This window comes from Streptomyces canus, assembly GCF_030815415.1.
GTDB lineage: Bacteria > Actinomycetota > Actinomycetes > Streptomycetales > Streptomycetaceae > Streptomyces > Streptomyces canus_F.
The window spans coordinates 3270037-3289553 of sequence record NZ_JAUSWW010000001.1 but is presented as its reverse complement, the minus strand read 5'-3'; the positions used below and the strand labels follow the sequence as shown (position 1 = coordinate 3289553).

Sequence of the window (19517 nt, the reverse complement as noted above, 5' to 3'; positions counted from 1 at the left end):
GTCGTGAGTGACCGGCGCTGGCTCCCCCTTACTCGCCGCCACCCGGCGCGCGGAGCGCCCCCAGTGCGCCGGCTCGTTCCTGCGGCGGTCCGTGAGATTCCAGCACAGTGCAGGATCTCCAACAAGGGCCGTAGGCCAGGCTGTGACTTCCGTGACAGCACGTGAGGGACGGGTTACGAGACGTAGAAAGTGATCCACTCAATAGTGGACATACCTGAACGGATCCCTTGTGGGACAAGGGTGTCCCAGTCGCCATGATCAGGAGCGGAATGGTGGCTTCAGGGGGTCAATGTCCGTTTCGTTGGGGTGGGTTGCGGGTCTGAATTGACCGCTTTGTGTGTCACCCCGTGAGCAAACTCACATGCAGATCATGGGGTCTTCACGCCTTCGGAGGGGAAGCGCATGTTTAGCCTGGCGCTTTACATGACGTAACACTTTGACAACCCGCGCCCGCCCGGAGCCCCTTGGGACCCATGCGGCGCCCTAAGACGACAAGGTCTCGTACAACCGTGAAGACGACGATGATGTTCCGCAACATAGCCAACCCGCGGCGCACGACGCTGGCGCACCTCGAGGACGCCGACGACCTGCAGACCCCGGAGCTCCCGGAGCACTCGGTCGACCTCCCGGCCCAGACCGCCAACCCGCGCCGCACGATCCTGATGGACGTCCCGGTCTCCGCCACCGCCGAGTAGATCACGCTCGTAGAGCCGTCGGGGCGCCCGCCCCAATGCGCGAGGCGCCGGCCCCTTGCCGCGTTAGCCTGGAGCGTCAGACTCCAGACAGCTCAAGTGAGGGGCGCAAGGATCCCGTGCGCATCGCCAGATTCTCCATCGACGGGAACGTCGCCTTCGGCGCGGTCGAGGGCGACAAGCCGGACGAGCTCGTCCTCGACATCATCAAGGGCATCCCGTTCGCGGACTTCGAGCTCTCCGGTACGAAGGTCCCGCTGAGCAAGGTCCGGCTGCTGCCGCCGGTGCTCCCCAACAAGGTCGTGGCCTACGGCCGCAACTACGCCGAGCACGCGAGGGAACTGGGCAACGAGGTGCCCGACGCCCCGTTCGCCTTCTTCAAGCCGTCCACCTCGGTGATCGGCTCCGGCGACGAGATCCAGTACCCGTTCTTCTCCCAGGACCTCCACCACGAGGCCGAGCTGGCCGTGGTCATCGGCCGCATGTGCCGCGAGGTCCCGCGCGACCGGGTCAAGGACGTCATCCTCGGCTACACCTGCGCCAACGACATCACCGCCCGCGACGTCCAGAAGCGCGAGAAGCAGTGGGCCCGGGCCAAGGGCTTCGACACCTCCTGCCCGCTCGGCCCCTGGGTGGAGACGGACCTCGACCCCGCCGATCTCACGATCCAGCTCACGGTCAACGGCCAACAGCGCCAGCTCGGCCGCACCAGCGAGATGATCCACCCGATCGAGGATCTGATCGTCAACATCTCCGAGGCCATGACGCTGCTCCCCGGCGACGTGATCCTCACGGGCACCCCGGCAGGCGTCGGGCCGCTCACCGTCGGCGACGAGGTCGCCGTCACCATCGAAGGCATCGGCACTCTCACCAACAAGGTTGTCAAGCGTGGCTAGCGCACCCGTCCGCGTACGTTTCTGCCCCTCGCCCACCGGTAACCCCCATGTGGGCCTGGTCCGCACCGCCCTGTTCAACTGGGCGTTCGCCAAGCACCACCAGGGCACGCTCGTCTTCCGCATCGAGGACACCGACGCGGCCCGCGACTCCGAGGAGTCCTACGAGCAGCTGCTCGACTCGATGCGCTGGCTGGGCTTCGACTGGGACGAGGGCCCCGAGATCGGCGGCCCGCATGCCCCGTACCGCCAGTCGCAGCGCATGGACCTCTACAAGGAGGTCGCGGGCAAGCTCCTGGACGCCGGTCACGCGTACCACTGCTACTGCTCCCAGCAGGAGCTGGACACCCGCCGCGAGGCCGCCCGCGCCGCCGGTCGGCCCTCCGGCTACGACGGCCACTGCCGCGAGCTGACCGAGGCGCAGGTCGAGGAGTACAAGGCGCAGGGCCGTGCGCCCATCGTCCGCTTCCGCATGCCCGACGAGACGATCACCTTCACGGACCTGGTCCGCGGCGAGCTGACGTTCACCCCGGAGAACGTGCCGGACTACGGGATCGTACGAGCCAACGGGGCGCCCCTCTACACCCTCGTGAACCCCGTCGACGACGCCCTGATGGAGATCACCCACGTCCTGCGCGGCGAGGACCTGCTCTCCTCCACCCCGCGCCAGATCGCCCTGTACAAGGCGCTGACCGAGCTGGGCATCGCCAAGCAGACCCCGTCCTTCGGCCACTTGCCGTACGTGATGGGCGAGGGCAACAAGAAGCTCTCCAAGCGCGACCCGGAGTCCTCGCTCAACCTGTACCGCGAGCGCGGCTTCCTGCCCGAGGGGCTGCTCAACTACCTCTCCCTCCTCGGCTGGTCGCTCTCGGCCGACCAGGACATCTTCACGATGGACGAGATGGTCGCGGCCTTCGACGTCGCCGACGTCCAGCCCAACCCGGCCCGCTTCGACCTCAAGAAGTGCGAGTCGATCAACGGCGACCACATCCGCCTGCTGGACGTGAAGGACTTCACCGAGCGCTGCGCCCCGTGGCTGCGGGCCCCGTTCGCCCCCTGGGCGCCGGAGGACTTCGACGAGTCGAAGTGGCACGCCATTGCCCCGCACGCCCAGACCCGTCTGAAGGTCCTCTCGGAGATCACGGACAACGTCGACTTCCTGTTCCTGGCGGAGCCGGTCTTCGACGAGGCGTCCTGGACCAAGGCGATGAAGGACGGCTCCGACGCCCTGCTCCGCACGGCCCGCGAGAAGCTGGAGTCGGCGGACTGGACCTCCGCCGAGTCCCTCAAGGAGGCCGTCCTGGCGGCGGGCGAGGCCCACGGCCTCAAGCTCGGCAAGGCCCAGGCCCCGGTCCGGGTCGCCGTCACCGGCCGCACGGTCGGCCTGCCCCTCTTCGAGTCCCTGGAAGTGCTGGGCAAGGAGACGACCTTGGCCCGCATCGACACGGCCCTGGTGAAGCTGACGGCGTGACGCACGCGCACGTGAGGGGCGGCACCGGGTCACCGGGTGCCGCCCCTTCGCCGTACCCCGGACAGGGCGGCAACTCCCGGGTTACGGTCGGATCATGAGCATTCGTGCCGTGGTCTGGGACGTGGACGACACCCTTTTCGACTACACCGGTGCCGACCGCGCCGGAATGCGTCTGCACCTCGCGGCCGAGGGGCTTTTGGAGGCGTACGAGAGCGCCGAGCAGGCCATCGTGACCTGGCGGGAGATCACGGACGTCCAGTGGGCGCGGTTCTCGGCGGGGGAGGTCGACTTCCAGGGCCAGCGCCGGGACCGGGTGCGGGCGTTCCTCGGCGCGGAACTGAGCGACACCGAGGCCGACGCCTGGTTCGAGCGGTACATCGCCCACTACGAGACGGTCTGGGCCCTCTTCCCGGACGTCCTGCCCGTCCTGGACGCCCTCGCCGACAGCCACCGGCACGCGGTGCTCTCCAACTCCAGCATCCACGTCCAGGACCGCAAACTGCGCGCCCTCGGCGTGTACGACCGTTTCGAGGCCGTCCTCTGCGCCGCCGAGCTGGGCGTCTCCAAGCCGCAGGCCGGTGCCTTCCACGCGGCCTGCGAGGCCCTGGAACTCGCCCCGGGGGAGGTGGCGTACGTCGGTGACCATCCGGAGATCGACGGACGCGGTGCCGCCGAGGCCGGCCTGCGTTCCTTCTGGATCGACCGCGACGGCGTGTACGCGACCGGGGCGCCGCCCGTCGGCCTGCACCGGATCGCCACGCTCGCCGAACTCCCCGCCCTCCTCGGCGCGGATACCCGTTTTGGAGCCCCGTCCACCTTCGGGTAATGTTCTTCCTGCGCCGCCGGAGAGCGGGCCGAAAGGCCGGGACCGACGGAGCAAACTAGAACAAGATCCCCTTCGGGGCTTGCGTTCCAGTGGCCTATGGTGTAATTGGCAGCACGACTGATTCTGGTTCAGTTAGTCTTGGTTCGAGTCCAGGTAGGCCAGCTCGCAGAGCTCATCTGCAAGCGGAGATCGATTCCGCAAAGCCCCCGTTGTGTAGCGGCCTAGCACGCTGCCCTCTCAAGGCAGTAGCGCCGGTTCGAATCCGGTCGGGGGTACAGATCCTTCCCGCGAGGATGGTCAGGGTAGCTCCCGCCGATCTCGATGCAGGATCGCTAGGGCCCCCGTTGTGTAGCGGCCTAGCACGCCGCCCTCTCAAGGCGGTAGCGCCGGTTCGAATCCGGTCGGGGGTACGAAAAGGTTTAAACCTTATTGGTCTATGGTGTAATTGGCAACACTACGGTTTCTGGTACCGTCATTCTTGGTTCGAGTCCAGGTAGACCAGCTCGGAACTGCGGAAACGCAGGATCGCTAGGGCCCCCGTTGTGTAGCGGCCTAGCACGCCGCCCTCTCAAGGCGGTAGCGCCGGTTCGAATCCGGTCGGGGGTACGTACAGGGAAGGCCCTCCACTTCGGTGGGGGGCCTTCGCCGTTCCCGGCGGCCTACTCGTAGCCGTACCTCCGCGTCGACTCCTCCTCCTGCGCCAGCCGGTGCAGTGCCCGGAGCATCGGCTCGACGAGCACCACACCCAGCACCGCGACCTCCGCCTTCTCGGCCTCCGAGACATGCGACTCCATGAACTCCATGTCCAGCTCGGCCACTTGGTGCATGAGCCGGGCATAGGGCACGAGGGTTTCGGGATCCCAGTCGTAGCCGAGGCGGCGCAGTGCGGCCGTCGCCACCACGAGGGAGCGGAAAGAGGGCGAGATCGTCGTCAGGGCCTGGGCGTTGGACCACCCCAGCGTCCGCAGCAGCTCCTCCATCGAGGCCCGCGCCCCCCGCACGAACTCGTCGTCCGCGTCCGGCTCCGGCACCTGCGGCATGGCCCACACCGCCGCGCCCAGACGCATCGCGCGGGGCAGCGAATCGTCGTCGACATGCCCCAGCACCTCCCGGACCGTCGCCACCGGCATCCGGCCGACCTGGATCATCGCGCGGATCAGCCTCAGCCGGCGCAGGTGCTCCTCGTCGTACTCGGCCGTCGTCGTGTTGATCTGGCGGCCGGGGGTCAACAGCCCTTCGCGCAGGTAGTACTTGATCGTCGCCGTGGACACCCCACTGCGCTCGCTCAGTTCGGCCAGCCGCATGTCTTGCGCCCTTCATTGGGGAGTGCCACTATCCAAGCATTGCTCAGAAGGATAGTGCCGCTGTCCGACAGGGGAAACGGGGGCTCGTCATGTTCGCCAAGCCGGTACCGGGTCGCACCACCGCCGACGCCGAGGGCGATGTGGTCGTCCTGCTGATCGGCATGCGCATCAACCACTTCTGGGCCGTGCACCACTGGTTCCCGGTGCTCCTGGCCATGCCGCGGATGCTGCGCGAGCTGGGGAGGGCGCCCGAGCGGGGACTGCTCGGCCATGTCCTGCTGACGGCCAACCCGCGGACGTACTACGTCGTCCAGTACTGGGAGTCCAAGGAGAAGCTCTACGCCTACGCGCAGGCACCGGACATGTTCCACCGCCGGGCGTGGGCGATCATGAACCGCAAGGAGAAGGCGGGGAAGGCCAGGCAGCACGTCGGGCTGTGGCACGAGACCTATGTCGTGCCCGAGGGGTCCTACGAGTCGATCTACGCCGACATGCCGGCCTTCGGACTCGCGGCGGCGCACGGTCAGGTGCCGCTGGAGCGGCGGGGACGTACCGGCAAGGACCGCTTCGCGCACCGGTCGGCGAAGGCGAAGGTGGCCGAAGAAGCCAAGTGACGGGGGGATCGGGGGACGGGGAGGGCCTGCCGCGGCGTTGGGGCAGGTCCTCCCCGCTGTGATGTCCCGGGTTCGTCAGCCGGTGCGGCGCAGGGCCTCGGAGAGGCGGGCGGCGGCATCGATGACCGCCTGGGCGTGCATACGGCCCGGGTGGCGCGTCAGGCGCTCGATGGGGCCGGAGACCGAGACGGCGGCCACGACTCGGTTGGAGGGACCGCGTACGGGCGCGGACACGGACGCGACGCCCGGCTCGCGCTCACCGATGGACTGGGCCCAGCCCCGGCGTCGTACGCCCGAGAGCGCGGTGGCCGTGAAACGGGCGCCCTGCAGGCCGCGGTGGAGGCGCTCGGGCTCCTCCCAGGCCATCAGGATCTGGGCCGAGGAGCCGGCCTTCATCGTGAGCGTCGAGCCGACCGGGACGGTGTCCCGGAGTCCGGACAGCCGCTCGGCCGCGGCGACGCAGATGCGCATGTCGCCCTGGCGGCGGTAGAGCTGCGCGCTCTCGCCCGTGATGTCACGGAGATGCGTGAGCACCGGGCCCGCGGTGGCGAGCAGGCGGTCCTCGCCCGCGGCCGCGGCCAGCTCCGCCAGCCGGGGGCCGAGAATGAAACGGCCCTGCATGTCGCGCGCCACCATACGGTGGTGTTCCAAGGCCACGGCCAGCCGGTGGGCCGTGGGTCGTGCCAGTCCGGTGGCCGCCACAAGACCTGCGAGGGTGGCCGGGCCGGACTCCAGGGCGCTGAGGACAAGGGCTGCCTTGTCCAGAACGCCGACGCCGCTACTGTTGTCCATGAAACGATACTCACGTCTCACTCTGTGAAACGCAAGTTCCTTTTTTCGTGAGACGCGCAACCCTTGGATACACAGCGGGCCCGCGGACCAACGGGCCTGGTGGCGGCTGCCCGGGAAACCAGGGGGTGCGGGCGCCGCTTCCTGAAGATCTCTAGTTGGGCCGGCGCACCATTTGCCGGCCGGAGGGAAAGCGATGGGTAGGACACTCGCGGAGAAGGTCTGGGACGACCATGTCGTCCGGCGCGCCGAGGGCGAGCCCGACCTCCTCTTCATCGATCTGCACCTGCTGCACGAAGTGACCAGCCCGCAGGCCTTCGACGGCCTTCGCAAGAGCGGTCGCCCGGTGCGCAGGCTCGACCTGACCATCGCCACCGAGGATCACAACACCCCGACCCTCGACATCGACAAGCCCATCGCCGACCCGGTCTCCCGGGTCCAGCTGGAGACGCTGCGCAAGAACGCCGCCGACTTCGGTGTGCGCCTGCACTCGCTGGGCGACGTCGAGCAGGGTGTCGTCCACGTCGTGGGCCCGCAGCTGGGTCTGACCCAGCCCGGCATGACGGTCGTCTGCGGCGACTCCCACACCTCCACGCACGGCGCCTTCGGCGGTCTGGCGTTCGGCATCGGCACCTCCCAGGTGGAGCATGTGCTGGCCACCCAGACGCTGCCGCTGGTCCGTCCGAAGACCATGGCCATCACGGTCGACGGCGAACTGCCCGAGGGCGTCACCGCCAAGGACCTGATCCTGGCGATCATCGCGCGGATCGGCACCGGCGGCGGCCAGGGCTATGTCCTGGAGTACCGCGGCTCCGCCATCGAGAAGCTCTCGATGGAGGCCCGGATGACCATCTGCAACATGTCGATCGAGGCCGGCGCCCGCGCGGGCATGATCGCCCCCGACCAGACCACCTTCGACTACCTCGAGGGCCGCGTGCACGCCCCCAAGGGCGAGGACTGGGACGCGGCCGTCGCGTACTGGAAGACGCTGAAGTCGGACGAGGACGCGGAGTTCGACGCCGAGGTCGTCATCAAGGCCGACGAGCTGTCGCCGTTCGTCACCTGGGGCACCAACCCCGGCCAGGGCGCGCCGCTTTCGGCGACCGTCCCCGATCCTGCTTCGTACGAAGACGCTTCGGAGCGCCACGCCGCCGAAAAGGCCCTGGAATACATGGGGTTGGAGGCCGGACAGCCGCTGCGCTCCATCAAGGTGGACACCGTCTTCGTAGGTTCGTGCACCAACGGCCGTATCGAGGACCTGCGCGCCGCCGCCGAGCTCGTCAAGGGCCGCAAAGTCGCCGACGGCGTACGGATGCTGGTCGTCCCCGGCTCCGCACGGGTCGGTCTGCAGGCCGTCTCCGAGGGCCTGGACGTCGTCTTCAAGGACGCCGGCGCCGAATGGCGGCACGCGGGCTGCTCGATGTGTCTGGGCATGAACCCGGACCAGCTGGCCCCCGGTGAGCGCTCCGCGTCCACCTCCAACCGCAACTTCGAGGGCAGGCAGGGCAAGGGCGGCCGTACGCACCTGGTCTCGCCGCAGGTCGCCGCCGCGACCGCCGTGCTGGGCCACCTGGCCTCGCCCGCCGACCTGTCCGACGCCCCTGTGCCCGCTGGAGTCTGAGAGTCATGGAAGCATTCACCACGCACACCGGCCGGGCCGTCCCGCTGCGCCGCTCCAATGTCGACACCGACCAGATCATCCCTGCTCACTGGCTCAAGAAGGTGACCAGGGACGGGTTCGAGGACGGTCTGTTCGAGGCCTGGCGCAAGGACGAGAAATTCATCCTCAACCAGCCCGAGCGCGAGGGTGCGACCGTCCTGGTCGCCGGCCCCGACTTCGGCACCGGCTCCTCCCGTGAGCACGCCGTGTGGGCGCTGCAGAACTACGGCTTCAAGGCCGTCATCTCCTCCCGGTTCGCCGACATCTTCCGCGGCAACTCGCTCAAGAACGGCCTGCTCACGGTGGTTCTGGACCAGAAGATCGTGGACGCGCTCCAGGACCTCACCGAGAAGGACCCGCAGACCGAGGTCACGGTCGACCTGGAGGCCCGCGAGGTGCGCGCCGAGGGCATCACCGCGAGCTTCGAGCTGGACGAGAACTCCCGCTGGCGGCTGCTGAACGGGCTGGACGACATCTCCATCACCCTTCAGAACGAGGAAGACATCGCCACCTACGAGGCCAAGCGGCCCTCGTACAAGCCGCGGACGATCGAGGTCTGATCCCAAGGCGTCCAACAGGTCGACTTTCGGCCACCGCAACGCCCCCGCCGTACCCCCGATCAGCCCGATCGGGGGTACGACTGTGTCTGCACCCGAACGGCCCTGCACCCGCTCGTGACCGTCCTCAACTTCCCGCGTTAGGAGGGGTGTTGCCGGGGTACGCGAGTTGTACACCCGCGGCTTCCGCAAGCGCCCGGAAGGCCGTTTGAGGCGGCAGTTGCACCCTGAGCAGGCGACAACTCGCCCCAGATGGCACAATCTGTGCATGGAACACGACGGCCAACTCAAGCTCTATGCGGCAGTCGCGGACCAACTCAAGGAAGCGCACACAAGAGTGCGCGCACTGCAAGTCCCGGAGGGCGTACGGATGGCGCTGACCCGGAAGCTGCTGGTCATTACGGCCGCGGCCAAGCACGATCTCGCCGATGCGGCAAGGCGTCTGGAGGCCTTCACGGCGGACCTCGACGCGGGTCGATTCCCCGAAGAGGAACGCTGAACAAGTCCACAACAGTCGAACCCGTTGCGGCACAAGGGTGATAAGCCCGTTTCGTGTTTGATTTGCGGTATATATCTGCCTAACGTGCGAAAAAGCCTGAACGTTTCGTTCGGGCAATGTCTCCGAAGGGGAAGACGTGAACAAGGCGCAGCTCGTAGAAGCGATTGCCGACAAGGTCGGTGGCCGTCAGCAGGCCGCCGACGCGGTCGACGCGGTCCTGGACGCCATCGTCCGCGCGACCGTGGCGGGGGACCGGGTCTCGGTCACCGGCTTCGGTTCGTTCGAGAAGGTCGACCGTCCGGCTCGTTACGCCCGCAATCCCCAGACGGGCGAGCGGGTTCGGGTCAAGAAGACCTCCGTTCCGCGCTTCCGTGCCGGCCAGGGCTTCAAGGACCTGGTGAGCGGCACGAAGAAGCTCCCGAAGAACGACGTCGCGGTCAAGAAGGCGCCCAAGGGCAGCCTGACCGGCGGGTCTTCGGCGACGGTCAAGAAGGCCGCCGCGAGGAAGGCCGCCCCGGCGAAGAAGGCGACGGCCGCCGCGAAGACCACGGCGAAGAAGACGACCGCCAAGAAGACCACGGCGACCGCGAAGAAGACCACGGCGAAGAAGGCGACGGCCACGAAGACCACGGGCGCCGCCAAGACCACCGCCGCGAAGAAGACCACCGCCAAGAAGGCGACGGCCAAGAAGGCCCCGGCGAAGAAGGCGACGGCCAAGAAGGCTCCCGCCAAGAAGTCGACGGCTCGCACGACCACCGCCAAGAAGACCACCGCCCGCAAGCGGTAGGGGCGCAAGGGTACTCACGTGCCGGGCCGGACTCCGTGTCGGAGTCCGGCCCGCGGCGTGTTCAGGGGGTTCAGAAGGTCTGGAGGGTCACGAGGGTGACCTTGGAGTCCTCCAGTTCGATACGCACCCGCTGCCCGGGGCGCAGGAGCCTGAGACCGCCTGCGTCGAACGCCGGGGCGTCGAAGGGGACGGGGGTGCCGTCGTCCAGCAGCACGCTGCCGGTGCGGGTATCGGCGTCGTACGTGTAAGCGGTGGCCTGCATGGTCGTCAGAGTAGTGGCTGGTGGTCGGGTGCGGGTTGCGTTGTGGCTGGTCGCGCGCGCGGCGGAGCCGCACATCGATACGGCCCCCGCGCCCCTTCGGGCGCTCCTACTGGCCCCTGATCAATAGTCCCGCGGTTGCCACTGCCGTCCTTGGGCCCACCCCCAGCGCCAGCGCCGCCCGCAGGTCGTCGCCGGTGTCCACGTCCTGTCGTACGGAATCCACCCCGGCGAGACACAGCTCCACCGCCCCCGACGCGCGATGGCGGGCCCGGGAATCCGTGCCGAAAGCCGGGCGCAATTCCTGGCCCTTGGCGGCGGCCAGCAAAGTCGTGCCGATCGCGGCCGCATCCGGGAGAAAAGCACGGGGGAATTCGGCGGCCGCATCCAGTACCCGGGCCAATTCCAAGGGGCGCAGAGCCGGCACATCGGCATTCAGGGCTGCCACGGCGCTTTCGGGGTGCCGAGCACGTACGGTCGCGGCCCCGTGCGCCAGCGCCGCGTTCAGGCCCGCGCGCGGCTCGTCCGGGATGACGCGGGCACCCAGGGCGATCAGCTCCCGCGCCGCCAGGGCGTCGTCCGTGACGACCGCCACATCCGCGACGGCAGGGCTGGCCAGCGCGGCTGCCACCGTGTCCTGGGCGAAGGCGAGGGCCAGGCCCGGACGCATCGCGTCGGCGGCGGTGTCCGAGAGCCTGCTCTTGGCGCGCGCCAGGCGCTTCAGGGGTACGACCAAGGTCCACTGCACGAGCGTTCCGTCCCTCTCTTGTCGCGAGCATTGTCACTCAGCCGTCACCTGGGCCATCTGGCGGCCGTCGCCCCTAGGCGTACGGTGTTCTCGACAGACGGGCGGCCTGGGGCGACACTTGTCCGGCCCTCAGGCCCTAGAGGAAGGTGTCCGCGTGCCCCGCCGCAGAATCGGCTTCTGGTACCGCCTCGCAGCGGTGATCGCCAAACCGCCTCTGGTGGTTCTGATCAAGCGGGACTGGCGCGGAATGGAGAACATTCCGGCCGACGGTGGATTTATCACCGCGGTGAACCACAATTCGCACGTCGATCCCTTCGCCTACGCACACTTTCAGTACAACACCGGCCGCGTTCCGCGATTCCTCGCGAAGAGCGGTCTTTTCAAGAAGGGATTCATCGGCGCCGTCATGCGCGGCACCGGACAGATCCCCGTCTATCGCGAGACGACCGACGCGCTGAGCGCCTTCCGGGCCGCGATCGACGCCGTGGAACGCGGTGAGTGCGTCGCCTTCTATCCCGAGGGCACCATCACCCGGGACCCCGCCCAATGGCCCATGACCGGCAAGACCGGCGCCGCGCGCGTGGCCCTGCAGACCAAGTGCCCGGTGATCCCGGTCGCGCAGTGGGGCGCCAACGAACTGCTGCCGCCGTACGCCAAGAAGCTCAACCTCCGTCCCCGCAAGACCTCGCACGTCCTCGCGGGTCCCCCCGTGGACCTGTCGCGCTTCTACGACAAGGAGATGAGCCCGGAACTCCTGAAGGAGGCGACCGAGGTCATCATGGCCGCGGTCACCCGCCAGCTGGAGGAGATCCGCGGCGAGAGGGCGCCCGAGTCACCCTACGACCCGCGCCAGGAGCGGATCGAGCAGCGGCGCAGGACCTCCGCGCAGACTCAGGCGAAGGTCGAGCAGGAAGAGGGGCAGAGCACGTGAGCAAGCCGGTCAAGGCGGCCGTCTTCGGCACCGGATCGTGGGGCACCGCCTTCGGCATGGTGCTGGCCGACGCGGGCTGCGAGGTCACCCTGTGGGGCCGCCGCGCCGAACTCGCGGGAGCGGTCAACTCCACGCACACCAACCCGGACTACCTGCCCGGCGTCGAACTCCCGGTAAATCTACGGGCGACGACGGACGCCGCCGAGGCCGCGCGCGACGCCGACTTCACCGTACTCGCCGTCCCCTCACAGACGTTGCGCGGCAACCTCGCCGAGTGGGTGCCGCTGCTCGCGCCCGACACGGTCCTCGTCTCCCTCATGAAGGGCGTCGAACTCGGCTCCGCCATGCGGATGAGCGAGGTCATCGAGGACGTCGCCAAGGTCGGCCCGAACCGCATCGCCGTGGTCACCGGACCCAACCTCGCCCGCGAGATCGCGGCCCGCATGCCGGCCGCCGCGGTGGTCGCGTGCGCGGACGAGACGGTGGCCCGGCGGCTCCAGTCGGCTTGCCACACGCCGTACTTCAGGCCGTACACCGAGACGGACGTGATCGGTTGCGAGCTGGGCGGCGCCGTGAAGAACGTCATCGGGCTCGCCGTCGGCATCGCGGACGGCATGGGGCTCGGCGACAACACCAAGGGCTCCCTCATCACGCGCGGCCTCGCCGAGACGATGCGCCTGGGGCTGGCGATGGGCGCCGACCCGCTGACGTTCTCCGGACTCGCCGGTCTGGGCGACCTGGTGGCGACCTGCTCCTCGCCGCTGTCCCGCAACCACACCTTCGGCACCAACCTCGGCAAGGGCATGACCCTGCAGGAGACCATCGCGGTCACCAAGCAGACCGCCGAGGGCGTCAAGTCCTGTGAGTCCGTGCTGGATCTGGCACGCAGGCACGGCGTCGACATGCCGATCACCGAGACGGTCGTCGCCATCGTGCACGAGGGCAAGCCTCCGGTGGTCGCCGTCAAGGAGCTGATGTCGCGCAGCGCGAAGCCGGAACGACGCTGAGCGACGCCGGTTGAGGGACGCTGTATCGGGGCTCTACCAACGGGTACTCTCAACGCGATATGAGCACCGAGAACCTCCCCCAGAGCCCTGAGCAGCCGCCTCGCAAGCCGCGCGTGGCCGTCGTGTTCGGCGGGCGCAGCTCCGAACACGGGATCTCCGTGGTCACGGCCGGCGCCGTCCTCAAGTCCATCGACCGGACGAAGTACGACGTCCTGCCGATCGGCATCACGCAGGACGGCCGTTGGGCCCTCACCGCCGACGAGCCGGACCGGATGGCGATCGCCGAGCGCCGGACGCCCAACGTCGAGGAGCTCGCCGAGTCGCGCGAGGGCGGCGTGGTGCTTCCCGTCGACCCCGCGAACCGCGAAGTCGTCTACAGCGAGCCGGGATCGGTGCCCAAGGCACTCGGCGAGGTCGACGTCGTCTTCCCCGTCCTGCACGGTCCCTACGGCGAGGACGGCACCCTCCAGGGCCTGCTGGAGCTCTCCGGTGTCCCCTACGTCGGCTCGGGCGTGCTCGCCTCGGCCGTCGGCCAGGACAAGGAGTACATGAAGCGGGTGTTCACCTCCTTCGGGCTCAAGGTCGGCCCGTACGTGGTGATTCGGCCCCGCGAGTGGGAGCAGGACGAGCCGGCCGCCCGCAGGAAGATCGTCGACCTGGCCGGCGAGCACGGCTGGCCGCTCTTCGTGAAGCCCGCGCGCGCGGGTTCGTCGATCGGCATCACCAAGGTCGACGACCCGTCCGGGCTGGACGAGGCCATCGCCGAGGCCCAGCGGCACGACCCGAAGATCCTCGTCGAGGCGGCGCTGCGCGGCCGTGAGATCGAGTGCGGTGTCCTGGAGTTCGAGGACGGCCCGCGGGCCTCGGTCCCCGCGGAGATCCCGCCGCCGGACGCGCACGCGTACTACGACTTCGAGGCCAAGTACATCGACTCCACCCCGGGCATCGTCCCGGCCCCGCTGACCTCCGAGGAGACGGCGGAGGTCCGGCGCCTCGCCGTGGCGGCCTTCGACGCGGCGTCCTGCGAGGGCCTGGTGCGCGCGGACTTCTTCCTGACGGAGGACGGGGAGTTCGTCATCAACGAGATCAACACGATGCCGGGGTTCACCCCGATCTCGATGTACCCGCAGATGTGGCAGGCGACCGGGATCAGCTACCCGGAGCTGGTGGACCTGCTGATCCAGGCGGCGCTCCGGCGCTCCACGGGCCTGCGCTAGCAGCCCCTCCGGGAAGCCGTGGGGCTCACTTCCCGAAGGGGATCGCCTTCTTGACCGGGGAAGCCATGTCGGTCAGCATCCCCGCGGTGTCCCGCCCCTCGGGCACCGTCACCTCGACGTACGCATGGCGGTTGGCCGTGGTGAAGCGGGTCGATCCGTCGTCCTGCTTCTCCATGAGCCACTCGACCCCGTTCACCTCGCCCGCTATCGCCTTGGGGTCGCTTCCGGTCGCGACCTTGGGGTCGACCATCTTCGGCGGCCGGACGACACCGCAGCGCAGTATGATCGCCGGGCTTCCCCAGCCCGCCGTCAGCGCGGACGCGGGCTCGGGATCATGCCGGTCGAGACCGTCGACCTTGTCCGGCAGGACACTGTCCAGGTTTCGGCACAGCTTCGCGACCTTCGCCGTGGGGCTGGGAACCGTCACCGAGTCACCGTCGTCTGCTGAGGAGCACCCTGTGGTGACGATCAGCAGGGCCAGGGCGGGCAGCCCGAGGACAGTGCGGTGCCGGTGACGGAAGAAGTTCACCGGCCAAGGGTAGACGGGGGCTACAGATGGACGACCGGGCAGGTCAGGGTGCGGGTGATGCCGTCCACTTGCTGGACCTTCGCGACCACCATGCGGCCCAGGTCGTCCACGGTGTCGGCCTGTGCCCGCACGATCACGTCATAAGGTCCTGTCACGTCCTCGGCCTGGATCACCCCAGGAATCTTGCTGATCGTCTCGGCGACGGTCGACGCTTTGCCGACCTCCGTCTGGATCAGGATGTACGCCTGTACCACGGAACCTCCAGGGCGGCCACGAGGATCATGTGGGGAAAAGGAACGCCACGGTATCGCGTCGCCGCTCGTCGCGGGGAGACCTGTGGGGCAGGCGGCCTCCGCGCCGGGGGCAGGCATGACAGAAGTTGACGGTCTCTTCGACCGTATCGAGGACACTGGTCACGCGCGACCGGGCACAACAAGGGACAGAAGGGGCGAAAGGGCAATGAAGGGCACTGTTGGTGAGCTCGGGGAGTTCGGGCTCATCAGGGAGCTCACCTCCCGTCTCACCACCACCCCGGCGGTCCGGGTCGGCCCCGGCGACGACGCCGCGGTGGTGGCCGCTCCCGACCGCCGGGTCGTGGCCAGCACCGACATCCTCCTGGAGGGACGGCACTTCCGCCGCGACTGGTCCACGGCCTACGACGTGGGCCGCAAGGCCGCCGCACAGAACCTCGCGGACATCGCCGCCATGGGCGCCGTACCGACGGCCCTCCTGCTCGGCCTGGTCGTGCCGGCCGAACTCCCGGTCACCTGGGCGAGCGAGCTGATGGACGGGCTGCGCGACGAGTGCCAGGTGGCGGGCGCTTCGGTGGTGGGCGGGGATGTCGTACGAGGGGACACGATCATGGTCTCCATCACCGCGCTCGGCGATCTGCGCAACCAGGAGCCCGTGACGCGCGGCGGCGCACAGCCCGGCGACCTCGTCGCGGTGACCGGCTGGCTGGGCTGGTCCGCGGCCGGGTTCGCGGTGCTCTCCCGCGGCTTCCGCTCGCCGCGCGCCTTCGTGGAGGCGCACCGGCGTCCCGAACCGCCGTACCACGCGGGCCCCGCGGCCGCCGGGCTCGGCGCGACCGCGATGTGCGACGTGAGCGACGGGCTGATCGCCGACCTCGGGCACATCGCCGAGGCCAGCAAGGTCCGTATCGACATCCGTTCCGGCGCGATCGACATCCCGTCCCAGATGAACGACATCGGGCAGGCCGTCGGCGTCGACCCCATGCAGTGGGTGCTGACCGGGGGAGAGGACCACGCGATCGTGGCGACCTTCCCGCCGGACGTGAAGCTGCCGGCCCGCTGGAAGGTCATCGGCGAGGTCCTCAACCCCTCGGCGCTGCCCCAGGTGACGGTCGACGGGGCGCCCTGGACCAGCAAGGGCGGCTGGGACCACTTCGGGGACATCGAGTCGTGAGCGCGCCGCCGAGGGTGCTGACGGTCGCGGGCTCCGACTCCGGCGGAGGCGCCGGGATCCAGGCCGACCTGAAGACGATGCTCGCGCTCGGCGTGCACGGCATGAGCGTCGTCACGGCCGTCACCGCGCAGAACTCCCTCGGCGTGCAGGGGGCTTGGGAATTGCCGGTGGCGGCCGTGCGGGCCCAGTACCGCAGCGTCGTCGACGACATCGGCGTACAGGCCGTGAAGACCGGCATGCTGGCCTCGGCGGAACTCGTCGAGGCGGTGGCCGAATTGATCGGCGGCACGGACGCCCCGGCCGTCGTCGACCCGGTCGGCATCTCCAAGCACGGCGACTCGCTGCTGGCCGCGTCCGCGCTGGACTCGGTGCGGACGAAGCTGCTGCCGGTGGCCACGGTGGCGACACCGAACCTCGACGAGGTGGCGCAGCTCACCGGCGTACGGGTGGAGACTGAGGACGACCTGCGCCGGGCCGCGGCCGCCGTCCTGTCGTACGGACCGGAATGGGCCCTGGTCAAGGGCGGCCATCTCACCGGCGACGCCGTCGATCTGCTCACCGACGGCTCGCAGGAGCACTGGCTGCGCTCGCCCCGCTACGACAACCGGCACACGCACGGCACGGGCTGCACGCTCGCCTCGGCGATCGCCTCGCACCTCGCCAAGGGGCGGTCCGTGCCGGAGGCGGTGGCGGCGGCCAAGGAGTACGTCACCGGGGCGATCCGGGGCGGGTTCGCGCTGGGCGGGGGTATCGGGCCCGTGGATCACGGGTGGGCCTTCAGGTCTCCGGCAGGGCCGGGTACTGCCTCGGCCTGACGGCCGTGGCCCTCCGGTCGGCGGGCGTTTCCCAGGTACAGCAAGAAGCCGACCCACCTGACGGTGGACCGGCTACTTACAGCGAACCAGCAGTGGCCGCGCGCTTAACTGTGCGTCAGCGCGAGACCTTGCCGGCCTTGATGCACGAGGTGCAAGCGTTCACGCGCTTCGGCGTCCCGCTGACCACGGTACGGACGCGCTGGATGTTCGGGTTCCAGCGACGGGACGTACGGCGGTGCGAGTGCGAGATGTTGTTGCCGAAGCCCGGCCCCTTGCCGCAGACGTCGCAGTTGGCAGCCACGGGTCACTCCAAAGACTTCAGATGCACTTACGGATAGAACCCGGCGTGCCGGGATCGAGATCGTAGGATCAGAGATCTGAGTGGCGCTGCCGGGGGAAATGGCCCGATGAGATCGGGCAACCGGAGCAGCATACAACGACTGCGCCAGTACAACGAAACTACCATGGCTGCTCATGGGCCTGCTCCAGGCCCTCTTCCGGCGGACACCTCTCCGGGGTCTACGCTGCGTCCACGTCCGGGCAGCTCAGGGAGGCGCAGGTGGCGCAGGTGCCGCAGACATTCTTCGATGCTCTCGCGGTACGCACCTGGTGCGGCCTCGCGCTGACGGCGCTGGGGCGGGCGCGCGAGGAGATCGACGCGATCAATGTCTACCCCGTCGCCGACGGGGACACCGGCACGAACCTGTACCTGACCATGGAGTCCGCCGTCGCGGCCGTCGAGGCCGCCTTCGAGGGCCACGAGGTCGGCCCCGGAGGCCACCCGGGCGGCTCGGGGGGTGCCGGGAAGCCGTCGCCGGCCGACGCGGCGCGTGCGATGGCGCACGGCGCCCTCATAGGCGCCCGGGGCAACTCCGGCACGATCCTCGCGCAACTGCTGCGCGGCATGGCCCAGGTGCTCGCCGCCGACAGCGACACAGCTCACACCGACGGGGCCGGCCTGCGGCTCGCCTTCCGGCACGCCGCCGACTCCGCCCGCCAGGCCGTGGCCCACCCGGTCGAGGGCACGGTCCTCTCGGTCGCCTCGGCGGCGGCCGACGCGGCCGAGACGACCGACGGCGGCTGCGGGGCGGTCGCCCGGGCCGCCTACGAAGGGGCACGGGAGGCTCTCGCGGCCACTCCCGGCCAGCTCGCCGTGCTGGAGCGCGCCGGGGTGGTCGACGCCGGGGGGCGGGGACTGGTGGCCGTGCTCGGGGCGTTGGTGGAGACGTTCACGGGGGAGGCGCCGGGGGCGGTCCCCGGGCGGCTCCCGCGGGTGGGGCACGAAGGCTCAGGGGCCTTCCACGCGCGCGTGGAGAGCGGTGGCGCGGAGACGGCTGACGGTGTCGCGGCGCCTGCTGACGGCCGGGCCGGGGCGGCCGGTGCTGGTACGGCACCCGGCGGCGTTGCTTCCGCGGCCCACGGCGATCCGCACGGAGGCTCCCTGCCCCTCGGCGGGGGCGAGACGGCCTTCGACTCCGGCCCGGCGGTTCGGACCGATGCCCGTGCGGCGGGGGCGGTGGGCCCCGGTGACGTCGACGAGTGCGCCGACAGCCCCCTTGAGCAGGGCGGGCCCGCCTTCGAGGTGATCTATCTGCTGGAGGCCGAGGACGACGCCGTGGACCGGTTGCGGATGCGGCTCGACGGTCTCGGGGACTCGCTCGTCGTGGTGGGCGGCGACGGGCTGTGGAACGTCCATGTGCACGTCGACGACGCGGGCGCCGCCGTGGAGGCGGGAGTCGAGGCCGGGCGGCCCTACCGGATCCGGATCACACACTTCGGGCTCGGCGACGTGCACACGCGGGGCGGTGAGCGGCCGCCGCGGGAGCGGGTGCAGCGGGCCGTCGTCGCCGTCGTACCCGGCGAGGGCCTGGCCGGGCTCTACAGCGAGGCCGGCGCGACGACCGTGCTCGCGCGGCCCGGAGAGCCGCCCGCCAGCGGGGAGATGGTCGAAGCCGTACGGCGGGCCCACGCGCGCGAGGTCGTCCTGCTGCCCAACGACGCCGACCTGCGCCACACCGCCGCCGCGGCGGCCGAACAGGCCCGCGCGGAGGGCATCCGCGTCGCCCTCATCCCGACCCGCTCCGCCGTCCAGGGCATCGCGGCGCTCGCCGTGCACGAGCCCGAGCGCCGCTTCGACGAGGACGTCGTGTCGATGACCTCGGCGGCCGGCGCGACCCGCTACGCCGAGGTCGCCCTCGCCGAGCGCCAGTCCTGGACCATGGCCGGCATCTGCCAGGCCGGCGACGTGCTCGGCCTCATCGAGGGCGACGTGTCCGTCATCGGCTCGGATGTCACCGCCGCCGCCGAGACCGTCCTGGACCGCATGCTCTCGGCGGGCGGCGAACTCGTCACCCTCGTCCTCGGCGACGAGGCACCCGAGTCCATCGCCGACCACCTCGAAGCACGCGTGCGTGAGGGATACCTCGGCGTCGACACGGTGGTCTACCGCGGCGGACGCCAAGGCGCCCTGCTGCTCATCGGGGTCGAGTAGCCG

General features: G+C 69.7%; 22 protein-coding genes and 5 tRNA genes. 20 read left to right on the top strand and 7 right to left on the bottom strand.

The genetic code is table 11. From position 1 onward, the window contains the following. The first annotated feature begins 509 nt into the window (after window positions 1-509). From QF037_RS14980 to QF037_RS14940, 9 genes are all read left to right on the top strand, one after another. A complete protein-coding gene (locus QF037_RS14980; protein ID WP_046258883.1) occupies window positions 510-695 on the top strand; it encodes a hypothetical protein in 186 nt (61 codons plus the stop codon). 116 nt (window positions 696-811) lie between these two features. After that, window positions 812-1588, top strand: a complete 777-nt coding sequence (locus QF037_RS14975; RefSeq protein ID WP_307025456.1) for a fumarylacetoacetate hydrolase family protein — start codon at window positions 812-814, stop codon at window positions 1586-1588. After that, entirely contained in the window at window positions 1572-3056 is a 1485-nt protein-coding gene (gene gltX, locus QF037_RS14970) for a glutamate--tRNA ligase (RefSeq protein WP_307025454.1), read from the top strand. Before QF037_RS14975 ends, gltX begins: the two co-directional genes overlap by 17 nt. 94 nt (window positions 3057-3150) lie before the next feature. Then, window positions 3151-3882, top strand: coding sequence for an HAD family hydrolase (locus QF037_RS14965; RefSeq protein WP_307025452.1), 732 nt, complete (start codon window positions 3151-3153; stop codon window positions 3880-3882). Window positions 3883-3972: 90 nt separating this feature from the next. Continuing rightward, window positions 3973-4044: transfer RNA gene (locus QF037_RS14960), tRNA-Gln, on the top strand. A 40-nt stretch (window positions 4045-4084) separates the two neighbouring features. Then, window positions 4085-4157: transfer RNA gene (locus QF037_RS14955), tRNA-Glu, on the top strand. Window positions 4158-4219: 62 nt separating this feature from the next. Then, a tRNA-Glu gene (locus tag QF037_RS14950) sits at window positions 4220-4292 on the top strand. A 20-nt stretch (window positions 4293-4312) separates the two neighbouring features. Continuing rightward, window positions 4313-4384: transfer RNA gene (locus QF037_RS14945), tRNA-Gln, on the top strand. Between the two features lie 31 nt (window positions 4385-4415). Then, window positions 4416-4488 (top strand) — tRNA-Glu (locus QF037_RS14940). A 53-nt stretch (window positions 4489-4541) separates the two neighbouring features. On the opposite strand, the gene QF037_RS14935 is transcribed toward QF037_RS14940, so the two are convergent. Further along, on the bottom strand, window positions 4542-5186 hold the full coding sequence (locus QF037_RS14935; protein WP_307025450.1) for a MerR family transcriptional regulator: 645 nt from the start codon (window positions 5184-5186) through the stop codon (window positions 4542-4544). An 89-nt stretch (window positions 5187-5275) separates the two neighbouring features. Here QF037_RS14935 and QF037_RS14930 point away from each other — a divergent pair, with 89 nt between their 5' ends. Beyond that, on the top strand, window positions 5276-5800 hold the full coding sequence (locus QF037_RS14930) for a DUF4188 domain-containing protein (protein ID WP_307025449.1): 525 nt from the start codon (window positions 5276-5278) through the stop codon (window positions 5798-5800). A 75-nt stretch (window positions 5801-5875) separates the two neighbouring features. On the opposite strand, the gene ndgR is transcribed toward QF037_RS14930, so the two are convergent. Next, the gene (gene ndgR / locus QF037_RS14925) at window positions 5876-6592 is read right to left on the bottom strand and encodes an IclR family transcriptional regulator NdgR (RefSeq protein ID WP_007384919.1); all 717 of its coding nucleotides are present in this window, start codon (window positions 6590-6592) and stop codon (window positions 5876-5878) included. 193 nt (window positions 6593-6785) lie between these two features. Here ndgR and leuC point away from each other — a divergent pair, with 193 nt between their 5' ends. The 4 genes from leuC (at window position 6786) to QF037_RS14905 (ending at window position 10092) form a co-directional block, all read left to right on the top strand. After that, on the top strand, window positions 6786-8210 hold the full coding sequence (gene leuC / locus QF037_RS14920) for a 3-isopropylmalate dehydratase large subunit (protein ID WP_307025447.1): 1425 nt from the start codon (window positions 6786-6788) through the stop codon (window positions 8208-8210). A 5-nt stretch (window positions 8211-8215) separates the two neighbouring features. After that, window positions 8216-8809 (top strand): 3-isopropylmalate dehydratase small subunit, encoded by a 594-nt coding sequence (gene leuD, locus QF037_RS14915; protein WP_307025445.1) that lies wholly within the window; start codon window positions 8216-8218, stop codon window positions 8807-8809. Window positions 8810-9074: 265 nt separating this feature from the next. Further along, window positions 9075-9305 (top strand): hypothetical protein, encoded by a 231-nt coding sequence (locus QF037_RS14910; RefSeq protein WP_046258874.1) that lies wholly within the window; start codon window positions 9075-9077, stop codon window positions 9303-9305. A gap of 136 nt (window positions 9306-9441) precedes the next feature. Continuing rightward, window positions 9442-10092, top strand: coding sequence for an HU family DNA-binding protein (locus QF037_RS14905; RefSeq protein ID WP_307025442.1), 651 nt, complete (start codon window positions 9442-9444; stop codon window positions 10090-10092). 70 nt (window positions 10093-10162) lie between these two features. Here QF037_RS14905 and QF037_RS14900 read toward each other — a convergent pair whose 3' ends face one another. Next, on the bottom strand, window positions 10163-10354 hold the full coding sequence (locus QF037_RS14900; RefSeq protein WP_307025440.1) for a hypothetical protein: 192 nt from the start codon (window positions 10352-10354) through the stop codon (window positions 10163-10165). Window positions 10355-10460: 106 nt separating this feature from the next. Further along, complete coding sequence (gene cofC, locus QF037_RS14895; protein WP_307025436.1) at window positions 10461-11099, bottom strand: 2-phospho-L-lactate guanylyltransferase; 639 nt, start codon at window positions 11097-11099, stop codon at window positions 10461-10463. A 154-nt stretch (window positions 11100-11253) separates the two neighbouring features. On the opposite strand from cofC, the gene QF037_RS14890 reads away from it, so the two are divergent. From QF037_RS14890 to QF037_RS14880, 3 genes are read left to right on the top strand one after another with little or no spacing between them, the layout of a single operon-like run. Next, the gene (locus QF037_RS14890) at window positions 11254-12030 is read left to right on the top strand and encodes a lysophospholipid acyltransferase family protein (RefSeq protein WP_307025434.1); all 777 of its coding nucleotides are present in this window, start codon (window positions 11254-11256) and stop codon (window positions 12028-12030) included. After that, window positions 12027-13037 (top strand): NAD(P)H-dependent glycerol-3-phosphate dehydrogenase, encoded by a 1011-nt coding sequence (locus QF037_RS14885; RefSeq protein WP_307025433.1) that lies wholly within the window; start codon window positions 12027-12029, stop codon window positions 13035-13037. Before QF037_RS14890 ends, QF037_RS14885 begins: the two co-directional genes overlap by 4 nt. A 59-nt stretch (window positions 13038-13096) precedes the next feature. Beyond that, window positions 13097-14254 (top strand): D-alanine--D-alanine ligase family protein, encoded by a 1158-nt coding sequence (locus tag QF037_RS14880; protein WP_307025431.1) that lies wholly within the window; start codon window positions 13097-13099, stop codon window positions 14252-14254. Window positions 14255-14279: 25 nt separating this feature from the next. Here QF037_RS14880 and QF037_RS14875 read toward each other — a convergent pair whose 3' ends face one another. Then, window positions 14280-14783, bottom strand: coding sequence for a DUF3515 domain-containing protein (locus tag QF037_RS14875; RefSeq protein WP_307025430.1), 504 nt, complete (start codon window positions 14781-14783; stop codon window positions 14280-14282). Between the two features lie 20 nt (window positions 14784-14803). After that, window positions 14804-15037 (bottom strand): Lrp/AsnC family transcriptional regulator, encoded by a 234-nt coding sequence (locus QF037_RS14870; RefSeq protein WP_003997603.1) that lies wholly within the window; start codon window positions 15035-15037, stop codon window positions 14804-14806. A gap of 205 nt (window positions 15038-15242) precedes the next feature. Here QF037_RS14870 and QF037_RS14865 point away from each other — a divergent pair, with 205 nt between their 5' ends. Together QF037_RS14865 and thiD are read left to right on the top strand one after the other, a co-directional pair. Then, a complete protein-coding gene (locus tag QF037_RS14865; RefSeq protein ID WP_266887579.1) occupies window positions 15243-16208 on the top strand; it encodes a thiamine-phosphate kinase in 966 nt (321 codons plus the stop codon). After that, window positions 16205-17023 (top strand): bifunctional hydroxymethylpyrimidine kinase/phosphomethylpyrimidine kinase, encoded by an 819-nt coding sequence (gene thiD, locus QF037_RS14860; protein WP_307025428.1) that lies wholly within the window; start codon window positions 16205-16207, stop codon window positions 17021-17023. The genes QF037_RS14865 and thiD overlap by 4 nt, the downstream gene beginning before the upstream one ends. Before the next feature lie 115 nt (window positions 17024-17138). On the opposite strand, the gene rpmB is transcribed toward thiD, so the two are convergent. Continuing rightward, the gene (rpmB, locus tag QF037_RS14855) at window positions 17139-17324 is read right to left on the bottom strand and encodes a 50S ribosomal protein L28 (RefSeq protein ID WP_003973430.1); all 186 of its coding nucleotides are present in this window, start codon (window positions 17322-17324) and stop codon (window positions 17139-17141) included. A 258-nt stretch (window positions 17325-17582) separates the two neighbouring features. Here rpmB and QF037_RS14850 point away from each other — a divergent pair, with 258 nt between their 5' ends. Further along, window positions 17583-19514, top strand: coding sequence for a DAK2 domain-containing protein (locus tag QF037_RS14850; RefSeq protein ID WP_307025426.1), 1932 nt, complete (start codon window positions 17583-17585; stop codon window positions 19512-19514). Window positions 19515-19517: the final 3 nt, after the last annotated feature.

Coding starts and splice junctions, on each gene's coding strand:
- QF037_RS14965 (WP_307025452.1), top strand. CDS start 3,151: ATGAGCATTCGTGCCGTGGTCTGGGACGTGGACGACACCCTTTTCGAC.
- QF037_RS14935 (WP_307025450.1), bottom strand. CDS start 5,186: ATGCGGCTGGCCGAACTGAGCGAGCGCAGTGGGGTGTCCACGGCGACG.
- QF037_RS14930 (WP_307025449.1), top strand. CDS start 5,276: ATGTTCGCCAAGCCGGTACCGGGTCGCACCACCGCCGACGCCGAGGGC.
- ndgR (WP_007384919.1), bottom strand. CDS start 6,592: ATGGACAACAGTAGCGGCGTCGGCGTTCTGGACAAGGCAGCCCTTGTC.
- leuC (WP_307025447.1), top strand. CDS start 6,786: ATGGGTAGGACACTCGCGGAGAAGGTCTGGGACGACCATGTCGTCCGG.
- leuD (WP_307025445.1), top strand. CDS start 8,216: ATGGAAGCATTCACCACGCACACCGGCCGGGCCGTCCCGCTGCGCCGC.
- QF037_RS14910 (WP_046258874.1), top strand. CDS start 9,075: ATGGAACACGACGGCCAACTCAAGCTCTATGCGGCAGTCGCGGACCAA.
- QF037_RS14900 (WP_307025440.1), bottom strand. CDS start 10,354: ATGCAGGCCACCGCTTACACGTACGACGCCGATACCCGCACCGGCAGC.
- QF037_RS14880 (WP_307025431.1), top strand. CDS start 13,097: ATGAGCACCGAGAACCTCCCCCAGAGCCCTGAGCAGCCGCCTCGCAAG.
- QF037_RS14865 (WP_266887579.1), top strand. CDS start 15,243: ATGAAGGGCACTGTTGGTGAGCTCGGGGAGTTCGGGCTCATCAGGGAG.